This window comes from Gordonia amarae NBRC 15530 (assembly GCF_000241345.1).
GTDB classification, from domain to species: Bacteria; Actinomycetota; Actinomycetes; order Mycobacteriales; family Mycobacteriaceae; genus Gordonia; species Gordonia amarae.
In genome coordinates, this window is record NZ_BAED01000065.1 from 1 (window position 1) to 18,796 (window position 18,796).

At 68.2% G+C, this 18,796-nt stretch carries 15 protein-coding genes and 1 pseudogene; 11 read left to right on the forward strand and 5 right to left on the reverse strand.

The genetic code is table 11. From position 1 onward, the window contains the following. A pseudogene (locus GOAMR_RS19700) lies at positions 1 to 362 on the reverse strand (hypothetical protein); the annotation flags it as partial. A gap of 264 nt (positions 363 to 626) precedes the next feature. Between GOAMR_RS19700 and trmB the strand changes: the two are divergent. The 3 genes from trmB to GOAMR_RS19715 all read left to right on the forward strand — a co-directional run bounded on the left by trmB (position 627) and on the right by GOAMR_RS19715 (position 5,872). Then, entirely contained in the window at positions 627 to 1,334 is a 708-nt protein-coding gene (gene trmB / locus GOAMR_RS19705) for a tRNA (guanosine(46)-N7)-methyltransferase TrmB (RefSeq protein ID WP_050942816.1), read from the forward strand. 30 nt (positions 1,335 to 1,364) lie between these two features. Further along, positions 1,365 to 2,075, forward strand: a complete 711-nt coding sequence (locus tag GOAMR_RS19710) for an NYN domain-containing protein (protein ID WP_005192112.1) — start codon at positions 1,365 to 1,367, stop codon at positions 2,073 to 2,075. Positions 2,076 to 2,185: 110 nt separating this feature from the next. After that, positions 2,186 to 5,872, forward strand: coding sequence for an MMPL family transporter (locus GOAMR_RS19715; RefSeq protein ID WP_005192114.1), 3,687 nt, complete (start codon positions 2,186 to 2,188; stop codon positions 5,870 to 5,872). Positions 5,873 to 5,906: 34 nt separating this feature from the next. Here GOAMR_RS19715 and GOAMR_RS19720 read toward each other — a convergent pair whose 3' ends face one another. Both GOAMR_RS19720 and macS read right to left on the reverse strand, forming a co-directional pair. Next, positions 5,907 to 6,560, reverse strand: a complete 654-nt coding sequence (locus tag GOAMR_RS19720) for a response regulator (RefSeq protein ID WP_005192116.1) — start codon at positions 6,558 to 6,560, stop codon at positions 5,907 to 5,909. Between the two features lie 32 nt (positions 6,561 to 6,592). Continuing rightward, entirely contained in the window at positions 6,593 to 7,771 is a 1,179-nt protein-coding gene (gene macS / locus GOAMR_RS19725) for a MacS family sensor histidine kinase (RefSeq protein ID WP_005192118.1), read from the reverse strand. A 119-nt stretch (positions 7,772 to 7,890) separates the two neighbouring features. Here macS and GOAMR_RS19730 point away from each other — a divergent pair, with 119 nt between their 5' ends. Both GOAMR_RS19730 and GOAMR_RS19735 read left to right on the forward strand, forming a co-directional pair. Next, positions 7,891 to 9,120, forward strand: coding sequence for a lysylphosphatidylglycerol synthase transmembrane domain-containing protein (locus GOAMR_RS19730; RefSeq protein ID WP_005192120.1), 1,230 nt, complete (start codon positions 7,891 to 7,893; stop codon positions 9,118 to 9,120). A 20-nt stretch (positions 9,121 to 9,140) separates the two neighbouring features. Further along, on the forward strand, positions 9,141 to 9,623 hold the full coding sequence (locus GOAMR_RS19735; RefSeq protein ID WP_005192124.1) for a DUF3054 domain-containing protein: 483 nt from the start codon (positions 9,141 to 9,143) through the stop codon (positions 9,621 to 9,623). Here GOAMR_RS19735 and GOAMR_RS19740 read toward each other — a convergent pair. After that, complete coding sequence (locus tag GOAMR_RS19740; RefSeq protein ID WP_005192125.1) at positions 9,616 to 11,250, reverse strand: NTF2-like N-terminal transpeptidase domain-containing protein; 1,635 nt, start codon at positions 11,248 to 11,250, stop codon at positions 9,616 to 9,618. The genes GOAMR_RS19735 and GOAMR_RS19740 overlap by 8 nt on opposite strands. A 197-nt stretch (positions 11,251 to 11,447) precedes the next feature. Here GOAMR_RS19740 and GOAMR_RS19745 point away from each other — a divergent pair, with 197 nt between their 5' ends. From GOAMR_RS19745 to GOAMR_RS19755, 3 genes are all read left to right on the forward strand, one after another. Beyond that, positions 11,448 to 12,203, forward strand: coding sequence for a pirin family protein (locus tag GOAMR_RS19745; protein WP_005192128.1), 756 nt, complete (start codon positions 11,448 to 11,450; stop codon positions 12,201 to 12,203). 63 nt (positions 12,204 to 12,266) lie between these two features. Next, a complete protein-coding gene (locus tag GOAMR_RS19750) occupies positions 12,267 to 14,264 on the forward strand; it encodes a M13 family metallopeptidase (protein ID WP_040515896.1) in 1,998 nt (665 codons plus the stop codon). Positions 14,265 to 14,297: 33 nt separating this feature from the next. After that, on the forward strand, positions 14,298 to 15,071 hold the full coding sequence (locus GOAMR_RS19755) for a GTP pyrophosphokinase (protein WP_005192134.1): 774 nt from the start codon (positions 14,298 to 14,300) through the stop codon (positions 15,069 to 15,071). 59 nt (positions 15,072 to 15,130) lie between these two features. Here the strand turns inward: GOAMR_RS19755 and GOAMR_RS19760 are convergent, their stop codons facing one another. Then, positions 15,131 to 16,243 (reverse strand): NDMA-dependent alcohol dehydrogenase, encoded by a 1,113-nt coding sequence (locus tag GOAMR_RS19760; RefSeq protein WP_005192138.1) that lies wholly within the window; start codon positions 16,241 to 16,243, stop codon positions 15,131 to 15,133. Between the two features lie 234 nt (positions 16,244 to 16,477). On the opposite strand from GOAMR_RS19760, the gene GOAMR_RS19765 reads away from it, so the two are divergent. The 3 genes from GOAMR_RS19765 (at position 16,478) to GOAMR_RS19775 (ending at position 18,772) form a co-directional block, all read left to right on the forward strand. Beyond that, positions 16,478 to 16,804: an ArsR/SmtB family transcription factor gene (locus GOAMR_RS19765; protein WP_005192139.1), complete on the forward strand. Its 327-nt coding sequence runs from the start codon at positions 16,478 to 16,480 to the stop codon at positions 16,802 to 16,804. 52 nt (positions 16,805 to 16,856) lie between these two features. Then, positions 16,857 to 17,714, forward strand: coding sequence for an alpha/beta fold hydrolase (locus GOAMR_RS19770; RefSeq protein ID WP_005192143.1), 858 nt, complete (start codon positions 16,857 to 16,859; stop codon positions 17,712 to 17,714). Positions 17,715 to 17,800: 86 nt separating this feature from the next. After that, positions 17,801 to 18,772 carry a type IV toxin-antitoxin system AbiEi family antitoxin gene (locus GOAMR_RS19775; protein WP_005192146.1) on the forward strand — a complete coding sequence of 324 codons (972 nt, stop codon included), beginning with the start codon at positions 17,801 to 17,803 and terminating at the stop codon, positions 18,770 to 18,772. Positions 18,773 to 18,796: the final 24 nt, after the last annotated feature.

Below are 18,796 nucleotides of genomic sequence, written 5' to 3' on the forward strand. Positions count from 1 at the left end.
AGTTCGCGGGCGCAGCGGGCCGCCGTCGCCGAGGCTCCCGGAGCGAATACCGGAGCCGATATATCGGGGACGGGTCCGTATACGTCCGCCTTGGTCAGGACCACCACCGTCCGGTCGGCGGGCAGGCGGCCGGCGAGCTCGAGGTCGGCCGCGCGCGGCGGCCCCGACAGGACGTGACACCACAAGTCGGGACCGGAAAGGGGCATGTGCTCCGCCGCCACCCGCGCGTCGAGCGACAGCTGTCGCCGCAGCGCCCGCACCATCGTCTTACGTCCCGTCCCCGGACGCCCGATCACCGCCACCGACAGCGGCCGCCCGTGCTCCCGCACGGCATCCGCGAGGTGCGATACACCCTCGATCAACGAATCCCCCGATCGTCTCCCCCGGCCGCATCCCCACACGGTCCGGTCCCCGCCGGATCCAGCCGCCTCTGGGGGACGAATGTATCCCGCATCCGGCGCCCTGCGGCACCCCCTCGGGCACATCTGTGGATAACTTGGCACGATATCCGGGTGAGCGAGCAGCACCCCGAACCCCAGCCCGGCCCCGATACACCCGGAAAACCCGACGAACCCGGCAATCCCGCCCCTGACGGCGCGTCTCCGGAGGACGTCGACCGGAGCCGCCTGTTCCCGCGGGTGACGAGCTTCCGGTTCCGCCGGGGCACCCTGACGCCCGGTCAGCAACGCAATTGGGACACGCTGTGGCCGCAGCTCGGCCAGGACCTGGAGATCGGCCGCGACCGCATCCCGCAGCCGCAACTCGACATCGCCGGGTTGTTCGGGCGCGAGGCGCCGACGGTGCTGGAGGTGGGCAGCGGCACCGGCGTGTCGACGGCCGCGATGGCCACCGACGAACCCGGCGTCAACACCATCGCCGTCGAGGTCTACAAGCCGGGTCTGGCGCAGTTGCTGGGACTCATCGACCGGGGCGGGCTCACCAACGTCCGGCTGATCCGCGGCGACGCGATGGTGGTGCTCACCGAACTGATCGCGCCGGGAACGCTCGACGGGGTGCGGGTGTTCTTCCCGGATCCGTGGCCGAAATCGCGGCATCACAAGCGCAGGTTCCTGCAATCGGGCACTATCGAACTGATAGCCGACCGGCTGCGGCCCGGTGGCATCCTGCACATCGCGACCGACCATGCCGACTACGCGGTGTGGATCGCCGAGATTCTCGCCACCCAGGACCGCGACCGGCCGCATGTCATCCCGCTGACCACCGACTCCCCGCTGTCCTTGACCCGGCCGACCACCAAGTTCGAGGGCCGCGCCGAACGTGAGGGACGCAGGGTCAACGAATTCGTCTACACCCGGCCGCTTGAGGACGGGTGAGACCAGAAAGAAACAGGAACCCACCCACACATGGCCGACCACGACGCCACGGCAGCCGCCACCCCCGATCACCAGGCCGGCACACCGGCCGCACCTCGTTTCGGCGACGCGATCTCCGGTCAGCTCGCCGCCCCGCGCGTGCTGCTGGTCTGGGACGCACCCAACATGGACATGGGGCTCGGTGCGATCATCGGCGGCCGTCCCACCGCCGCCTACCGGCCCCGATTCGACGCCCTCGGACGCTGGCTGCTGCGCCGCACCGACGAGATCGCCACGACCGGCGGCGCCGTGCCCGAACCCGAGGCGACGGTGTTCACCAACATCGCACCCGGCAGCGCCGACGTGGTCCGCCCCTGGGTCGACGCCCTGCGCAACGTCGGTTTCGCGGTGTTCGCCAAACCCAAGCTCACCGAGGACAGCGACGTCGACTCGGACATGCTCGCCCACATCGAGCTGCGGCGCGGCACCACCGGCCTGGCCGGTGTCGTCGTCGCCTCAGCCGACGGGCAGGCGTTCCGTGAGCCACTTCTCGACGTGGCCGCCGCAGGGATCCCGGTCACCGTCATCGGCTTCCGCGAACACGCGAGCTGGGCGCTGTCGTCCGAGGGGCTGGAATTCGTCGATCTGGAGGATATCGACGGCGTATTCAGGGAACCATTGCCCCGGATCGGCCTCGATTCGCTGCCCGACGAGGGTGCCTGGCTCACCCCGTTCCGGCCGTTGCGTGCCCTGCTGCGTTAGTTCCCGGGCCGCCACGACTCAGCGGTAACTCAGGCGGTGCTGAAACAATCGTGCCGATAGACGTACGCTCAATGTTTTGAGACACGATCGTCACGTGGAAGGAGCCGGGCGTGTTCGGAGCCATCGGCACCATGGTCTTCCGGCTTCGGTATGCGGTGATCGCCGTACTCGTCGTGATGATGAGTGGCCTGGGGCTGTTCGGCCTCGACCTGGGTAAACACCTCAGCCAGAGCGGCTGGTTCGACCCGACGTCCGAGTCGGTCAAGGGCTCGCAGATCGCCGACACCGCGTTCGGCCGCGACCACAAATCCGACGTCATCCTGCTGGTCACCCCGCCCGAGGGGACCAAGGTCGACGACAAGGCGTTCGGGGCGAAGGTCGAGAACTTCATCAACGCTCTCGTCGACGAGAATCCCGACGTCGTCGGGCGTGAGGATCCGGGGATCTTCGATCCGTTCCAGCCCGTCGGCAACACGCCCGCCGCGCAGGCCGCCCAGGACATGAAGGAGGAGCAGCTCTTCTCCGCGGACCGGTCGCAGGCGTTCGTCTCCATCGGCATCAAGGGCGACAACGACACCGACATCCTGGAGAACTACAAGAAGGTCGAGCACCAGTTCACCGGGATCGCCCAACGGTTCGATCTGCCGGGCACCAAGTTCGAGACGGCCGGCCTGCAGCCGATCGCCGGTGCGATGGCCCGCGGTATGGACGAGGACATCCACCGCGCCGAGATCATCGCCCTGCCGCTGGTCGCGCTCATGCTGTTCTTCGTGTTCGGCGGCGTGGTGGCCGCCGTGCTGCCGGTGTTCATCGGCGGCCTGACCATCGCCGGCTCGCTGGGCATCATGAAGATCCTGGCCCTGACCACCGAGCTGAACATCTTCGCCCAGTCGGTGGTGACGCTGATCGGTCTGGGCATCGCGATCGACTACGGCCTGTTCATCGTCAGCCGGTTCCGTGAGGAACTCGCCGAGGGTTACTCGACGCAGGCCGCGGTCCGAAGAACCGTGATGACCGCCGGTCAGACCGTGGTGTTCTCGGCGACGATCATCGTCGCCGCGCTGGCCTGTCTGCTGATCATGCCGCAGGGCTTCCTCAAGTCGGTGGCGTACGGCGCGATCGCGTCGGTGGCGCTGGCCGCGCTGCTGTCGATCACCGTGCTGCCCGCGCTGCTGGCCATCCTCGGGCCGCGCGTCGACGCCCTCGGCCTGCCGTTCCTGCGCCGCACCAAGACCAAGGCCGAGATCGAGGAAGGCTTCTGGGGACAGCTCGCCGGCTGGGTGATGCGGCACCCGATCGCCACCGCGATCCCGGTGGTGCTACTCCTGCTGGTGCTGATCGTGCCGTTCTCCGGCATCAAGTTCGGCGGTATCAGCGAGGCCTATCTACCGCCCGGCAATTCCTCACGGCAGGCGCAGGAAAGCTTCGACAAGGCCTTCCCCGCGCAGCGGACCGAAGAGGTCAAACTCGTCATCGCCTACGACACCAACGACGGCGAGGTCACCACGAAGCTCCAGGCCATCGCCGATCAGGCGAACAAGGTCCCCGGCTTCACCAAACAGTTCAACGCCGAGGGCGAGAAGACCGGCCAGTACGGCGACAACGGCCCGGCCATCATCGAGATGTCGGCGGGCCTGGTCGACCGCACCACCGCGGCCCAGGCGATCAAGGATCTGCGCGCCATCGACACCCAGGGCCTGCGGATGTGGGTGGCGGGCACACCCGCGCTCACCCAGGACTCGATGGACGCCCTGATGAGCAGGCTGCCGCTGATGACGGTGATGCTGGTGCTGATCACCGGCCTGCTGATGTTCCTGGCGTTCGGGTCGCTGATCCTGCCCATCAAGGCGGCGCTGATGACCGCGCTCGGTCTCGGCGCCACCCTCGGCATCCTGACCTGGATCTTCGTCGACGGCCACGGCGCCGATATCGCCAACTTCACTCCCGGACCGATGTTCGCGGCGGTGCTGGTCCTGATCATCTCGATCATCTTCGGCCTGTCCACCGACTACGAGATATTCCTGCTCTCCCGCATGGTCGAGGCCAGGCAGAAGGGTGCCAGCACCACCGAATCGGTGCGCGTGGGCACTGCGCACACCGGCCGCATCATCACCGCTGCCGCGGCCATCCTCGTGGTGGTGACCGGCGCGTTCGGCCTGTCCGAGATCGTGATGATGAAGTACATCGCGTTCGGCATGATCGCTGCGCTCATCCTCGACGCGACGGTGATCCGCATGCTGCTGGTGCCGGCGACGATGAAACTGCTCGGCGACGACTGCTGGTGGGCTCCGCGATGGATGCAGACCGTGCAGCGCAAGATCGGGCTCGGTGAGACGGTCCTCGCCGACGAACCCGACCAGTTGCGCGACGGCGCGCCCGGCACCCGCGTGGTGCGCAGCGCCGGCAGCGTGGTCGCCGAGGCTCCCACATCGGTGCTGCGCGCGGCCCGTGCGGCCGGTGTGCGGCCCATGGCATCGCAGGTGCGGCGTTCGAGCCATCCGATGCCCGGCCCGCCGACGCCGCGTCCCGACGCCCCCGCCCCACGTCCTGGCGCCCCGTTCCCCGGTGCCCCTGTTCCCGGTGCCGGCGCCCCCGGCACTACCGGTCCCGGCCCGCGTCCCGGCCCGCGTCCGCAGCACGCGCCGCCCGCGGCCCGACCGGCCCCCGAGGAGACACCGGCCGTGACGTCCGTACCCGACGAGGCGCCCGCCCAGCAGGAGGCACCCGCCAGTACGAAGGTGCGCCCGGCAAAGGTTGCCGCGGCCAAGGTGAGCGCGGCCAAGGCCCGCGGCCGCGAGGTCGAGGCCCCGGACGCTTCGGCAAACGAGGAGTCGGTGCGGGCGGCGGCCGAGCCCGCGGTGTCCACGGTCCGCTTCGCACCCACCCCGCAGCCGATCGGCGGTGGCGGCGGCTGGAAATCGTTCCGCACCCCACGCCTGACCCGCGCGGGCCGCGAGCGTGCGCACACCCCCGACACCGGTACCTGGACACTTGGTTCGAGCGGCATCCGCTCGGGTTCGTTCCCGGCGCAGCCGCCCACCGAACCGGTCCAGGCCGCCGAACACCCGGGCGGTCCCGCCTCGGTCGACATCCCACAGCGGATCACCGGCGGACGCCCCGAGCAGCCGGCACCCGACCACCGGACCTCGGAGCGACCCGCTCCCGAACCTCGCCCGGCCGAGCACCGCACCCCGGAGCAGCGTTCCCGCGAACCCCGGCTCCCAGAACCCCGGACCCCGGAACCCCCGGTCCAGGTGCCCCCGATCCCCGATCCACGGGCCCGGGAACCCCGGGCGACCGGCGGGCCCGGCCCGGGTCCCCGGATGACCGGTCCCTGGACGACGGGGCAGCGGCCCGCACCGGGTCAGCAGCCACCTGCGCCCACCCCGCCCGGCAGCCACACCTCTCCCACCGACCCGGCACCACGACGCGGCCGGCGCCCCGACCAGTCGGTCCTGAACCGGCGACCCGACCTGGGTGAGCCCGGTGGCGGAGGTCCGCTGGCCGCAGAACTGCAGCCGGAACCGGCGCGCAGGCCGCGCTTGTCGGCGTCGGCGAGACCCGACGGCGATCCGCTGCTCAACCGTGGCCTGTCACCGGAGAACCGCGACCACGAAGCCGCCCAGCCGGCTCCCGCACGCCGCGGCGGCCATGAGGCGGGCACCAGGGACACCGGTACCAGGGAAGCGGGCAACCGGGAAGCGGCCGACAGGGGCGGCGACCGGCATGCGAGCAGAGACGACGACAGTCAGATCAGCGTCCAGGACCTGCTGCGCCGCAGCCAGACGGAACGATAGACGCCCCGGGGGATGAACCAGCCCGGAGCGCGCCTCAGTCGAGGCCGTGCTCGATGGCGTACCGGGTGAGTTCGACGCGGTTGCCGAGTTGCAGTTTACGTAGCGACGCCTGCACGTGGTTCTCGACCGTCCGGTGACTGACGCCGAGCCGGGTGGCGATCTGCTTGGCGCTCAACCCTTTTGCCACGTGCCGCAGCACCTCCGTCTCGCGTTCGGTGAGCGCGGGCCTGGCCGGGGACTCCGGTTCACGCGACATCCGCCGGTACTCGCCGAGCACCAGACCGGCCAGCCCCGGCGTGAACACCGCCTGCCCGGCTCCCGTGGCCCGAACCGCCTCCACCAGTTCGGCTTTCGACGCCGACTTCACCAGATAGCCACTCGCACCGGCTTTCACGGCGTCGAGCACATCTTCGCGTTCGTCGGACGCCGACAGCACGAGGACCCGCGTCGCCGGTGATGCGGCGAGGACCGCGGCCGTCGCCTCCACGCCGGTGCCGTCGGGCAGCTGCATGTCCATCAGCACCACGTCGGGCAGCACGGCCTTGGCGCGCCGGGCGCTGCTGGCCACCGCGTCGGCGGTCGCGACCACGTCGAATCCCTCATCGGTCAGGTCCCTGGCCACCCCGTCGCGCCACATCGGATGATCGTCGACCACCATCACGCGCAGTCTCGGCTCTTCCACAGTCATCCCCTACCCCTCACGTTCGATCTCTCCCCGGCTCAGGTGACGCCACGGCCCACCGTCCATTCCCATTCTGTGCCCGCCCCGGGAGCGGACTCCATTCGCACGCTCCCGCCGAGCGCCTCGATCCTGCCGACGATCGACTTGGACACCCCCATCCGGCCGTCGCGCCGGGCCTGGTCGAGACGTCCGGGCCCGATCCCCACGCCGTCGTCGCGGACGCTGACCACCACCTCGTCGTCGATGTCCTCGAGCAGCACGTACGACCGCGCTCCCGGTCCGGCGTGGGCACGCGTGTTGTCGATCGCGTTGGCCAGCGCGGCCAGCAGTTCGCCGGCCACCACCTCGCTGACCGGCACCGGTGTGCCCGGGGCGCTCACCGATACGTCGTCGGCGGCCAGGCCTCGTAGCACCGCGGTCAGGTCGACGGCGCCGGGCCCCTCCGCCGTGTCGTCGGCCACCGCCGGCAGGTCCGTGTCGGCGTCGCCGATGTCGGCGATCATCATGCGCAGCGCGCGCTCCTGTTCGCCTGCCATCTCCGCCAGCCGGGTGCTCGGGCCGCCGATCTCCCGGCCGTGCTTGGCGATGTACGCCAGCGTCTGCAACACCCCGTCGTGCACGTGCCGGGCCAGCCGTTCCCGCTCCTCCGCGGCGGCGGCGCGACGTTCGGCCGCGCTCAGCGTCTCGTGCAGCCTGCGGGCGGTGACCCCCGCGATCCCCACGGCCAGACCCGCGGCGACGATCACGATGATGGTCGCGTTACGGCCCAGGTTGGGGTCGAACGTTCCTTTCACGATGGTGCTCGACGCGCCGATCACCAGGCCCGTCTCTATTCCCGACCACGGACCCCACAGCAGCGCCGCCGAGATCATGGAGTTGGTGGCCCACAGCGTCGTCGGCCAGGTCTGGTTGCCCAGCGCCCACTCGTCGTCGGCCACCCACATCGTCGAGAGCATGAGGGCGACGACGACGGTGATCTCGCCCGCGACCCAGTATCTGGTGCGGGCGAACCCGCGGTAATAGCCGACACCGCAGACCACTGTCGTCGCGGTCAGCACCCCGAACAGCGCCCACGCGATGCCGGGATGCAGCAGATCGCTGTTGACGGCGATGTGAAATCCCAGCGCGTAGCAGTAGCTGACCACCCGGAACAGCTGCGCGCCGCGCCACAGCGGACCCACCGGATCGGCGTCGACGATGCCCGGGAAAACCTCCACCGGCCTGGGAAACACCCGAGTCCGCCGGCCACGGCGTACCCCCGCCGTTCCGTCGAATTGAGACTCGCGCAACCCCTCATTCACAATCGCATGACCCGGGGATCGCTAGGGTATGCACCATGTCCTCGGACGGTACTACCCCGATCAACCCTTCGCCTCAGCATCGCTGGCGGTGGGTCAAGCGGGTGCTGCTGGTACTCATCGCGGTGACCCTCATCGTCGAAGCGGTACTCATCTGGCCGAAACTGAAGGACGCGTGGGCGAGCATCGGCCAACTCAACTGGGCGTGGGTACTCGCCTGTATCGTCGCCGCGATGCTGTCCATGGACAGTTTCGCACAGGTCCAGCGGACCCTGTTCCGGTCGGCGGGCGTCAAGGTCTCCCAGTTCAAGTCCCTGTCGGTGGTGCTGGCCGCCAACTCGGTGAGCCAGACGATGCCCGGCGGGCAGGTGCTCGCACCGGCCTTCACCTACCGGCAGACCCGCAAATGGGGCGCCACTCCGGTGGTCGCCTCGTGGCAGGTGGTGATGTCGGGACTGCTGGCCGGTGTGGGCCTGGCCGTCCTCGGTTTCGGCGGCGCGATGATCGCCGGCGCCAAGACCAGCCCGTTCTCGGTGTTGTTCTCGGTGCTCGGGTTCATCGCGGTGGCCACGCTGCTGCAGTACTTCGCCACGCACCCCGAGTATCTGCAGTCGACCGGCATCAAGGTCCTGGAATGGATCAATCAGTTCCGGAACAAACCCCTCGACCACGGCGTCGAGAAACTGCTCGAGACGCTGGAGCAGCTGCGCGCCGTGCAGCTGAACCGCCGCGACACGACGGTCGCGTTCGGGTGGAGCTTCTTCAACTGGGTCACCGACGTCGCCTGCCTGATGTTCGCGTGCTGGGCGGTCGACTCGTACCCGAGCTATTCGGGCCTGATGGTGGCGTATGCGGCGTCGAAGGCGGTCGGCACCGCCATCCCGCTGCTGCCGGGCGGTATCGGAGTCGTCGACGCCATGCTGGTGCCCGCGCTGACCAGCGCCGGCATGCCCGTCGAGAAGGCCATCACCGCGGTGCTGGTGTACCGGTTGATCAGCTATGTGTTCGTGGCGGTCGTCGGCTGGGTGATCATCTACTTCATGTTCCGGTCCGCGATCCGGTCCGAAGGCGATATCGGCGACGAACTCGAGGCCGACGAACCGGCCCAGCCACCGCCGGACACCCCGGCACCTGACACCACAGCGCCTGACACCACAAGGGGAGATGACCCGAAGCCGGGCTCCGCACCGCCGCACGACGCCTCGGCCGATCGGCCCACCGGACCCACGGCCGGCGAGGAGACCACCAGAGACGACGACCGGCGCTGAGTGCCGCTACCGTCTAGGCCATGAGCACTACTGATTCTGGGCCGTCCCACATCGACAGCCCGGTGCGCGAGGCCCTGCCGATCACCGTCCCGGTGTGGCTGACCGCACTGCTGGACCTGGTCGCGATCACGGTGTTCGTGATCATCGGCCGCGCCGACCACGACCACGGCCTGACCCCGACGGGCATCCTCGACACCCTGTGGCCGTTCGCCGTGGGCACCGCGGTCGGGTGGACGTTCACCTATCTGTACGCCAACGTCGAGTCGGGCGGGGAGTTCGGCCGGATGTTCCGTCCGGAACGTTTCCGTCCGGCGATCATGATCTGGGTGTGCACCGTGGCCATCGGTATGCTGCTGCGCGCTCTGGTCCATCAGGGCGTGGCGCTGAGCTTCGTGATCGTCGCGAGCATCGCGACGGCGGTGTTCCTGTTCGGCTGGCGTGCGATCGCCGCGGCTGTCGTCCGCCGGCGTGCGGGAGCGGGCCGGCAGACGAGCGCTATTTGATCCGGAAGTACTTCTGGGCCACCTGCAGGGCCGCGGTCCCGGACTTCTCACCCTCGGTGTAGATCACCACGACCTTGCCGTCCTGCAGACCGAGGAACCAGCCCGGCCCCTGGGGACCGTTGGTGCCCACCAGCGCCTTGAGTCCCGGGGCGTTGGTGAGGTCGCTGGCGTCGCCTGTGGCGACGGTCTTGGTCATCGCCTTGAACACCGGTTCGGTGATGGTGCTGCCGACCTCGCCGAGCTCGCCGCCGGAGACCTTGGTGGGCACCCCCTTGATCACGTACGGGGCGACGGGCGGCGCACCCTGGCGGCTGCGGGCCAGCGCCACACCGAAGGCGCCCATGTTCATGATCGACACCGCGGTGGTGTCGGACTTGTAGTCGATGGTGGTCACGGTGGGCCGGGCGCCGACGAGCGCGCTGGCGCCGGGCACGGTGAACTTCACGCCGAGGCCGCTGCGGTCGAGGAGCCGGCCGCGTGACTGCCCGTCCGATCCTGAGGCGGCGTCGACGGCCTCCCACACCGGGTCGAGGGTCTTACCCACCGGGTAGACGGCGTCGACGTTGATCCCGCGGTTGGCGGCGTACGAGTTCTGCGCGAACCCCAGCACTCCGCCGGTGGTCGCGTCCAGGACCAGCATCGTCGCGGGCTGCCCCACGTCGACGACGGCGTCGCCGAGGGACAGCTGCACGTTCTGGTCGACGGTCGTGTTGACGTCGGGTCCGGGCGGGCCCTGCTCGCCGCCGAGTTCACGCGGCTTTGCGCCGGGGGCGATCATCTGCACTTCCCAGCCGGCGGTGGCATCGCGGATGGCCTGCCAGTAGTTGGTCAGGCCCACCTCCAGCGGCGACGACAACCGGCGGTCAGCCATCACGAGCTTGCCGTACTTGCGGGTCGACACCCCCGCGATCCGGTCTGGATCGCCGGCCAGCGCGCCCATGTCGGAGTCGCGCAGGGTGACCGCGATGATCGGTTTGCCGGGTGCGTCGGCGACCTTGCCCTCGATCACCTTGGCGGTGATCAGCGGTGCGATCGGTTCCAGGATCGTGGCCAGCGACTTCGCCGCCGCGCGTACGTCACGGGCCTTTGTGGGGTCGAGGACGATGTCGTTGACCCGCTGCTCGAGCATGAAGGTCTTGCCGCTGCGGCTGCGCACCTTGGGCGAGGGCGTGGCGTCGGTGCGGATCAGGCGCAGGGCGCCGCCGTTGGTCAGGCCGGAGTAGATGAGGCCCGGATCCCAGGTGACCCGCCAGCCGCTGGACAGGTGCCGCGCGTTGCCGGTGGTCACCGCCGTGAAGACACGCTTGTCCTGCCACTTCCAGGTGGTCTTGAGGGAGAACGACGCGGTGCCGTCGCTGAACTCGACGGGCTTGTCCACCTGCACGTCGATGTCGTCGGCATTCATGGAGGCGAGCGAGGCGGCGAGCACCTCACCGGCCTGCCCGGGTGCGGTGGTATAGGTGGCGGCCTTGGCGGGGTCCTGACGTTCGATCGCCGATGCGTAGAGTTCGGCGACGCCCGCGGCCGTCGTGTCGAGCTCGGGACCGGAGCAGGCGACCGCGACACCACCGCAGGCCACAGCGATGCACGCTGCGGCCACCGGCACGCGTTTTGCCCAGATCCTCATAGTCACAATTTTCACTCTTGCAACAAGCACACCGCGAGTGTGCCAGCTACCATTCGGGATTCAGAACCGTCACAATCCTATCTCAGGGCTGCGACCCTACCAACCAACGTTGACATGGAGCGGATCACACCCGATCCGGCCATAGCCCACCCTGGCAATTTCGGTACTTTGACCTGCCACGTTACATACTTGACCCTATGTCCACCCCGTCCCGGTCACTCCCCGCCGATGCATTCACGGTCATCACGAGCGATGCCAGGGCGACCACGGAGACAGATTGGGTCACGTCCCGGCACAGCTTCTCGTTCGGCGACCATTATGACCCAGGCAACACCCATTTCGGCACCCTGCTGGTGAACAACGAGGAGCGTGTGTCGCCCGGCCAGGGTTTCGACACCCACCCGCACCGCGAGACCGAGATCGTCACCTGGGTCACCGAGGGCGCCCTCGTCCATCAGGATTCCGAGGGCCACTCCGGCGTCATCCACCCTGGTCTGGCCCAGCGGATGAGCGCGGGCACCGGGATCCTGCACAGCGAGCGCAACGACACCGCCGAGGGGCAGGTGGCGCCCGTCCGCTTCGTGGCCATGTGGATCGCCCCCGACGAGTCCGGCCTCGCCCCGTCGTACGACCAGCGGGATGTGGGCGCCGAACTCGGCCGCGGCGGCCTGGTGACCGTCGCCTCCGGCGATCCGGCGCACGATTCGGCGATCCGGATCGCCAACCGGTCGGCGACGCTGTCCGCCGCCCGCCTCGCCGCCGGCACCGCCGCGGCCCTGCCGCACTCCCGGTTCACCCACCTGTTCGTCACCACCGGCAGCGTCCGGGTGGCCGGCCGGACACTCGGCACCGGCGACGCGGTCCGCGCCGGCGACGTCGGCGGCGAACCGGTCACCGCGGTCACCGACGCCGAGATCCTGGTGTGGGCGATGAACCGCAGGCTGGGTGAATGACGGGCCGGGCGAGTAGTTCGCTGACTGCGTACTCGAGTGACAGGTCGCCGGACCGATGACAGGATGGATCGGGTGACGACCTCGCATCCCGACTCCGACCTGTCCTCCGGCCTCGACCTCTCCTGGGTGGACGATTCAGTCAAGGTGGGCGACGACCTGTTCACCCACGTCAACGGCAAGTGGCTCGCCTCCCACGTGATCCCCGAGGATCGCTCGGTCGACGGCGCCTTCCACTATCTCCGGGACCGCGCCGAGGAGAACGTGCGCGACATCATCACCGGCTGCGCCGAATCCGATCCGCCGAGCGGCAGCGACGCGCAGAAGATCGGTGACCTGTACGCGTCCTTCATGGACACCGACCACATCGACGCCCTCGGTATCGGACCCATCGCCGGTGAACTGGAGGCGATCGCCGCCATCGGGACCACCGCCGAACTCACCGCCCGGCTCGGCCGGCTGCAGCGGCACGGCGTGCCCGGACTGTTCGGGTTCTACGTCGACACCGACGCCAAGCAGTCCGACCGCTACCTGGTGCACGTCACCCAGTCCGGTCTCGGCCTGCCCGACGAGTCGTACTACCGCGACGACAAGCACGCCGAGACCCGGACCGCGTACGTCAAGCATGTCGAGCAGGTGCTGGAACTCGCCGGCTTCGACGACCCCGCCGGTCGCGCCGCCACCATCCTCGACCTGGAGACGGCCATCGCCGCCGCCCACTGGGACGTTGTGCGCCGCCGCGACGCCGACCTCACCTACAACCTCATGACTCTGGACGAGTTCACCGGCGCCGCAGCCGGTTACGATGTCGGCGCCTGGCTCGGCGGCCTGGGCACCAGCGGGGACGCCACCTTCTCCGAGATCGTCGTGGGTCAGCCGTCGTTCGTGTCCGGTGCGGCCGGTCTGCTGGCCTCCCGCCCGCTGCAGGAGTGGACGACGTGGCTGGCGTGGCGGCTGCTGCGCACCGCGTCGCGGTTCCTGTCCACCCCGTTCGTCGACGCCCAGTTCGACTTCTACGGCCGCACCCTCACCGGCGCCGAAACGATCCGCGATCGCTGGAAGCGGGGCGTCGAATTCGTCGAAGAGGCAGCCGGATTCGCCGTCGGCAAGCTTTACGTCGACAAGCATTTCCCGCCCGAGGCCAAGGCGCGGATGGACGAGCTGATCGCCAACCTGGTGGAGGCCTACCGCCGCAACATCTCCGACCTGGAGTGGATGACGCCGGCCACCCGGGAGAAGGCGCTCACCAAGCTCGGCAAGTTCACCCCCAAGATCGGCTACCCGGCGCGCGGGCGCGACTATTCGGCGCTGGTCGTCGACCGTGGTGATCTGGTGGGCAATTACGCGCGGGCGATGTCGTTCGAGCAGGACCGTGAGTTCGCCAAGATCGGCGCACCCGTCGATCACGACGAGTGGTTCATGACCCCGCAAACGGTGAACGCCTACTACAACCCGGGCATGAACGAGATCGTCTTCCCCGCCGCGATCCTGCAGCCCCCGTTCTTCGACCCCGACGCCGACGACGCCGCCAACTACGGCGGTATCGGCGCGGTCATCGGTCATGAGATCGGGCACGGCTTCGACGATCAGGGCGCCAAGTACGACGGCGACGGCAACCTGGTGGACTGGTGGAGCGACGAGGACCGCACCGAATTCGGTAAGCGCACAAAGAAACTCATCGACCAGTACAGCGAGTTCACCCCCACCGGACTCGACCCCGAGTTCACGGTCAACGGCGAGTTCACCATCGGCGAGAACATCGGCGACCTCGGCGGGCTGTCCATCGCGCTGGTCGCCTACGACGTCGCGACCGAGGGCACCACGCCGCCGGTGATCGACGGACTGACCGGTGTGCAGCGGGTGTTCTTCTCGTGGGCGCAGATCTGGCGCACCAAAACCCGTGACGCCGAGGCGATCCGGCGACTGTCCATCGACCCGCATTCGCCGCCGGAGTTCCGCTGCAACGGCGTGGTGCGCAATGTCGACGCCTTCTACGACGCGTTCGGCGTCACCGCGGACGACGAGCTGTACCTGGCCGAGGCCGATCGGGTCCGGATCTGGTGACGGCAGACCGCTTGTCGTGGTGAGAGGCAGCTTGTGAGTTCAGGTATCGCCGGGCCGGCGGAGACCGGGGATCTCGTCGATCGCGAGCGGCTGGCGTTCATGTCCCGGTTCCGGGCCGACATCACCCGTTTCCAGATGGAGCATCAGTTCGCGGTCGACGAGATGCTCACCAAGGTGACCATCCTGCGGCAGGAGTTCGCGCATCTGCACCACTACAATCCGATCGAGCACGTCACCTCCCGGGTCAAGGCCCCGGAAAGCATGCTGCGCAAGGCGATCCGCAAGGGCATCACACCCGACCTGGAGACGATCCGGAGCGAACTCACCGATATCGCGGGCATCCGCATCACGTGCAGCTTCATCGCCGACACCTACCGGATCCTGGATACCCTGACCTCCCAGGACGACGTGCGGGTGCTGGAGATCAAGGACTACATCACCAACCCGAAACCCAACGGCTACAAGAGCCTTCACGCCATCGTGAGCATCCCGATCTTCCTGTCCACCGGTCCGGTCGATGTGACGGTCGAACTACAGATCCGCACCGTCGCCATGGACTTCTGGGCCACCCTCGAACACAAGATCTTCTACAAGTACGACGGCGATGTGCCGCAGGAACTCATCGACGAACTCACCGACGCCGCCCGCACCGCCACCGAACTCGACGAGCGAATGGAACGGCTGCACAGCGAGATCCACGGCGCCAACGGCGTCATCGACACCACCACCGCGCACGTCGGCGAAGACCTCCTCCGCTACTTCTGGGAACACGCGCGGCAGGGATGGCCGAAACAGCCACCCTCTTGATCCCTGAGGCCGAAGCGACGAAGCAGCGAGCGTCAGGGATCAAAGAAGGTTGCCCAGCACTAGAACTCGATCATGCCTCGGATGTTCTTGCCGTTGAGCATGTCGTCGTAGGCCTCATTGACCTGGTCGAGCGTGTAGCGGGTGGTGACGAGGTCGGTGAGGTTGAGCTTGCCGGCCCGGTATTCGTTGAGCAGGTTGGGGATCTGGGTGCGCGGTCCGGCACCGCCGAAGATGGCACCCTGGACCCGCTTCTGCAGCAGGGTCAGCTCGAACAGGCTGAGCTTGACGTCGATGTCGGAGGCCGGCCCCATGCCGGTGACGACGACCTGCCCGCCCTTGGCGGTGAGCGCGAGCGCCGGGGCGATCATCTCCCCCTCGATGACGCCGACGGTGATGATGGTGGTGTTGGCCATCTTGCCCCAGGTGAACTCACCCACCGCCGGCAGCGCCTCCTCCATCGAGGCGAAGGTGTGGGTGGCGCCCATCTTCTCGGCCATCTCGCGCTTGAACGGCACCGGGTCGACGGCGACGACGAACCGTGCACCCGACGCGACGGCGCCCTGCACGGAATTGATGCCGACGCCGCCGATGCCGACGACCACGACGGTGTCGCCGGCCTTGGTGCCGCCGATCTCCGATGCCGAGCCCCAGCCGGTGGCGACACCGCAGCCCAGGAGTGCGGCCTCCTTGAGCGGGATGTCGTCCTCGATCTTGACGAGGGAGGCCTGGTTGACGGTGATGTGTTCGGCGAAGGTGCCCAGCAGGCACATCTGGGTGAGCGGCAGGCCGTCGTGGGTCCGCAGCCGGTTGGTGTTGTCGGAGATGGCCAGGCCGGTCATGAGGCGGGCGCCTTCGTCGCAGATGTTCTGCAGGCCGCGCGAGCACGGTTCACACACACCGCAGGCGGGGATGAAGGCGGTGACGACGTGGTCGCCTTCCTTGAGCCGGGTGACGCCGGGGCCGACTTTGGTGACGACGCCCGCACCCTCGTGGCCGCCGATGACGGGCAGCGGGACGGGGCTGTCGCCGGTGCGCAGGTGGTGGTCGGAGTGACAGAGACCGGAGCTGACGAGCTTGACCTGCACCTCGTCCTCGACGGGATCCCCGAGCTCGAACTCCTCGATCTGCCATGGCTTGCCGATTTCCCGCAGAATCGCACCATTTACCTTCACCGGGAGCTCCCATCTGTCGTCACTGATCAGCGGACGCTAATGCGTCAGGTCACATCCTGCCCGCTGTGCGACGCCAGTACCAGCCCCACGGGCAACAAACTTGAATCGAATCTCAAGATTTGCGCGCAGCGTGATTCCACGACCCGTGGACGTGGCCGACAATCAGGACCCCACCACCTCCCACACCCCGCAGGGCATAATGCGTACCCATACCCCAGGCGAGACAGGAGCGTGATGTCCGACCAACCAGGCGCCCGCATACCCGACTCCGACATCGACGAATGGTCGTCGAGGTTCTCTCTGCTCAGCGACACCACCCGGCTGCGCCTGCTGGTGGAGATGCACGCCGAACCCGACCAGACCGTCACCCAGTTGGCGGCGGCCGCGCAGATCACGGAGAACGCGGCGTCCCAGTCACTGCGCGCCCTGCGCGACCAGGGCTGGGTGTCGGCCGACAAGGAGGGCCGCACGGTCCGCTACCGCGTCGTCCACGACGCGATCGTGCACCGCATCCTGCACGACATCCTCGGCGTCGAGCATCGGCACACCCACACCCACTGATCACCCGCCACCCCGGTGACAAAGAACTAGAACACGTTCTAGTCTGTTCCTCGTGGATGTGACATACGAGGGAACCAAACGCGAACTGACCACCGACAAGGGTGTGCTCCGCTACCACGAGGCCGGCGATCCCGACGCCCCGCCGTTGCTCCTGCTGCACGGTTCCGGCCCGGGCGTGACCGGCTGGCGCAACTACCGCGGCAACCTCGGCTTCTTCGCGCAGACCCATCGCTGCCTGGTCCTGGAGTTCCCCGGCTTCGGCGTCTCCGACCCGTGGGAGGGCATGCCGGTGCTCACCGCGGGCAGTTCGGTCACCCGGTTCATGGACGCCCTGGGCATCGAGTCGGCGCCGATGATCGGCAACTCGATGGGCGGGGTCGTCGGCGTCAACCTGGCCATCAAGAAGCCCGAGCGTGTCGCCAAACTGGTCACGATCGGCGGCGTCGGGCCAAACCTGTTCTCCCCCAGCCCCAGTGAGGGCCTGCGCCTGCTCCAGGAGTTCGCCGACGCCCCCGACCGCGACAAGCTCGTCCGCTGGCTCAACGCGATGGTCTACGACCGCAGCCTGGTCACCGACGAACTCATCGAGGAACGTTGGGAGGTCGCCCTCAACCCCGACGCCCTCAAGACCGCCCGTGCGATGTACGGTTCGGCCTCGTTCGAGATGCAGCAACAATTCCTCGCCCAGGCCGACATCCCCCCGTATTGGGCTCTGATGCACAAGATTTCGTGCCCCACCCTGCTCACCTGGGGCCGCGACGACCGCGTCAGCCCACCGGACATGGCCCTGGCCCCGATGCGCCTGATCCCCGACGCCGAGCTCCACGTCTTCCCCAAGTGCGGCCACTGGGTGATGATCGAAGCCAAACAAGCCTTCGAGGCCACGGTAGCCGCCTTCCTCGCCCGCTGACCCTCCCGCGACCACAACTTCGTCCCGCTTATCGGTTTTCGCGATATCCGATAAGCGGGACGAAGTTTGCGACGCGGGAAAACTCGATGGAACCAAACGGGGGGCTGCTGCGTCTGATTCGCGTGAACATGTATCCCACTGACTCGTTTGGGCTTGTCCGGCGCGAAGCGGCGCACCTCGTCGGGATCTGTGATCGGGAGATCGCCTCGGCGATCCGAGACGATCATCTGTTAAGGCTGTACCCCGGCGTGTATGTGCGTCCCAGCGACGACTTCACCGGACGCGAGGGTGCGCAACGACTGCACCGGCTGACCGCGATCGCGATCGCGACGTCCACCCGCACGGACGGTCCGATTCTGCCTATCAGTCACGACTCCGCTGCGGCGATGCACGCGGCGCCGCTGCTGAAGCCGAGTATCCAGCAGGTTCATGTCGTCACCGGGCAGTCGTCGGGCGGCGGAATCCGTAGGCATCGGCACCTGCACGCGGCACCGATCGACGACGACGAGATCACCACCGTCGACGGTATCGCCGTGACCTCCCCTGAGCGGACCGCCGTCGACGTCGCGTGTGCCGGAACATTCGCCCAGGCCCTCACCGCCTTCGACCAGACGATCCGGCGTGGTGGTGACGCCGCGTTGATGGCCGAGATCCTCACGCGACGTCGACGTGTCGGCGGTCGTCGCGCGGCTCGCGCACTGTCGATGGCCGACGGGGCATCCGAGAGCGTCGGCGAGTCGTGGAGCCGGGCACAGATGATCGAGGCCGGGTTGCCGATACCGCGGCTGCAGCACCGATTCGTTTGCCGCTCAGGAACATACGCCACCGACTTCGACTGGGACGAGAAGCTGGTCGGCGAGTTCGACGGAAAGGTCAAGTACGGGAGGCTTCTTCGCATCGGAGAGAACGCCACCGATGCCGTCGTCCCAGAGAAGGTCCGCGAGGACGAGATTCGCGCCCGAGGCCCGATGGTCATCCGCTGGACCTGGCCGACACTGGAATCCGGTACCCTCCCCGCCCTCCTCCACCCCTGGCTCACGAAGTTCGGCCTGATCTAACCGACTCCCGCGACCACAACTTCG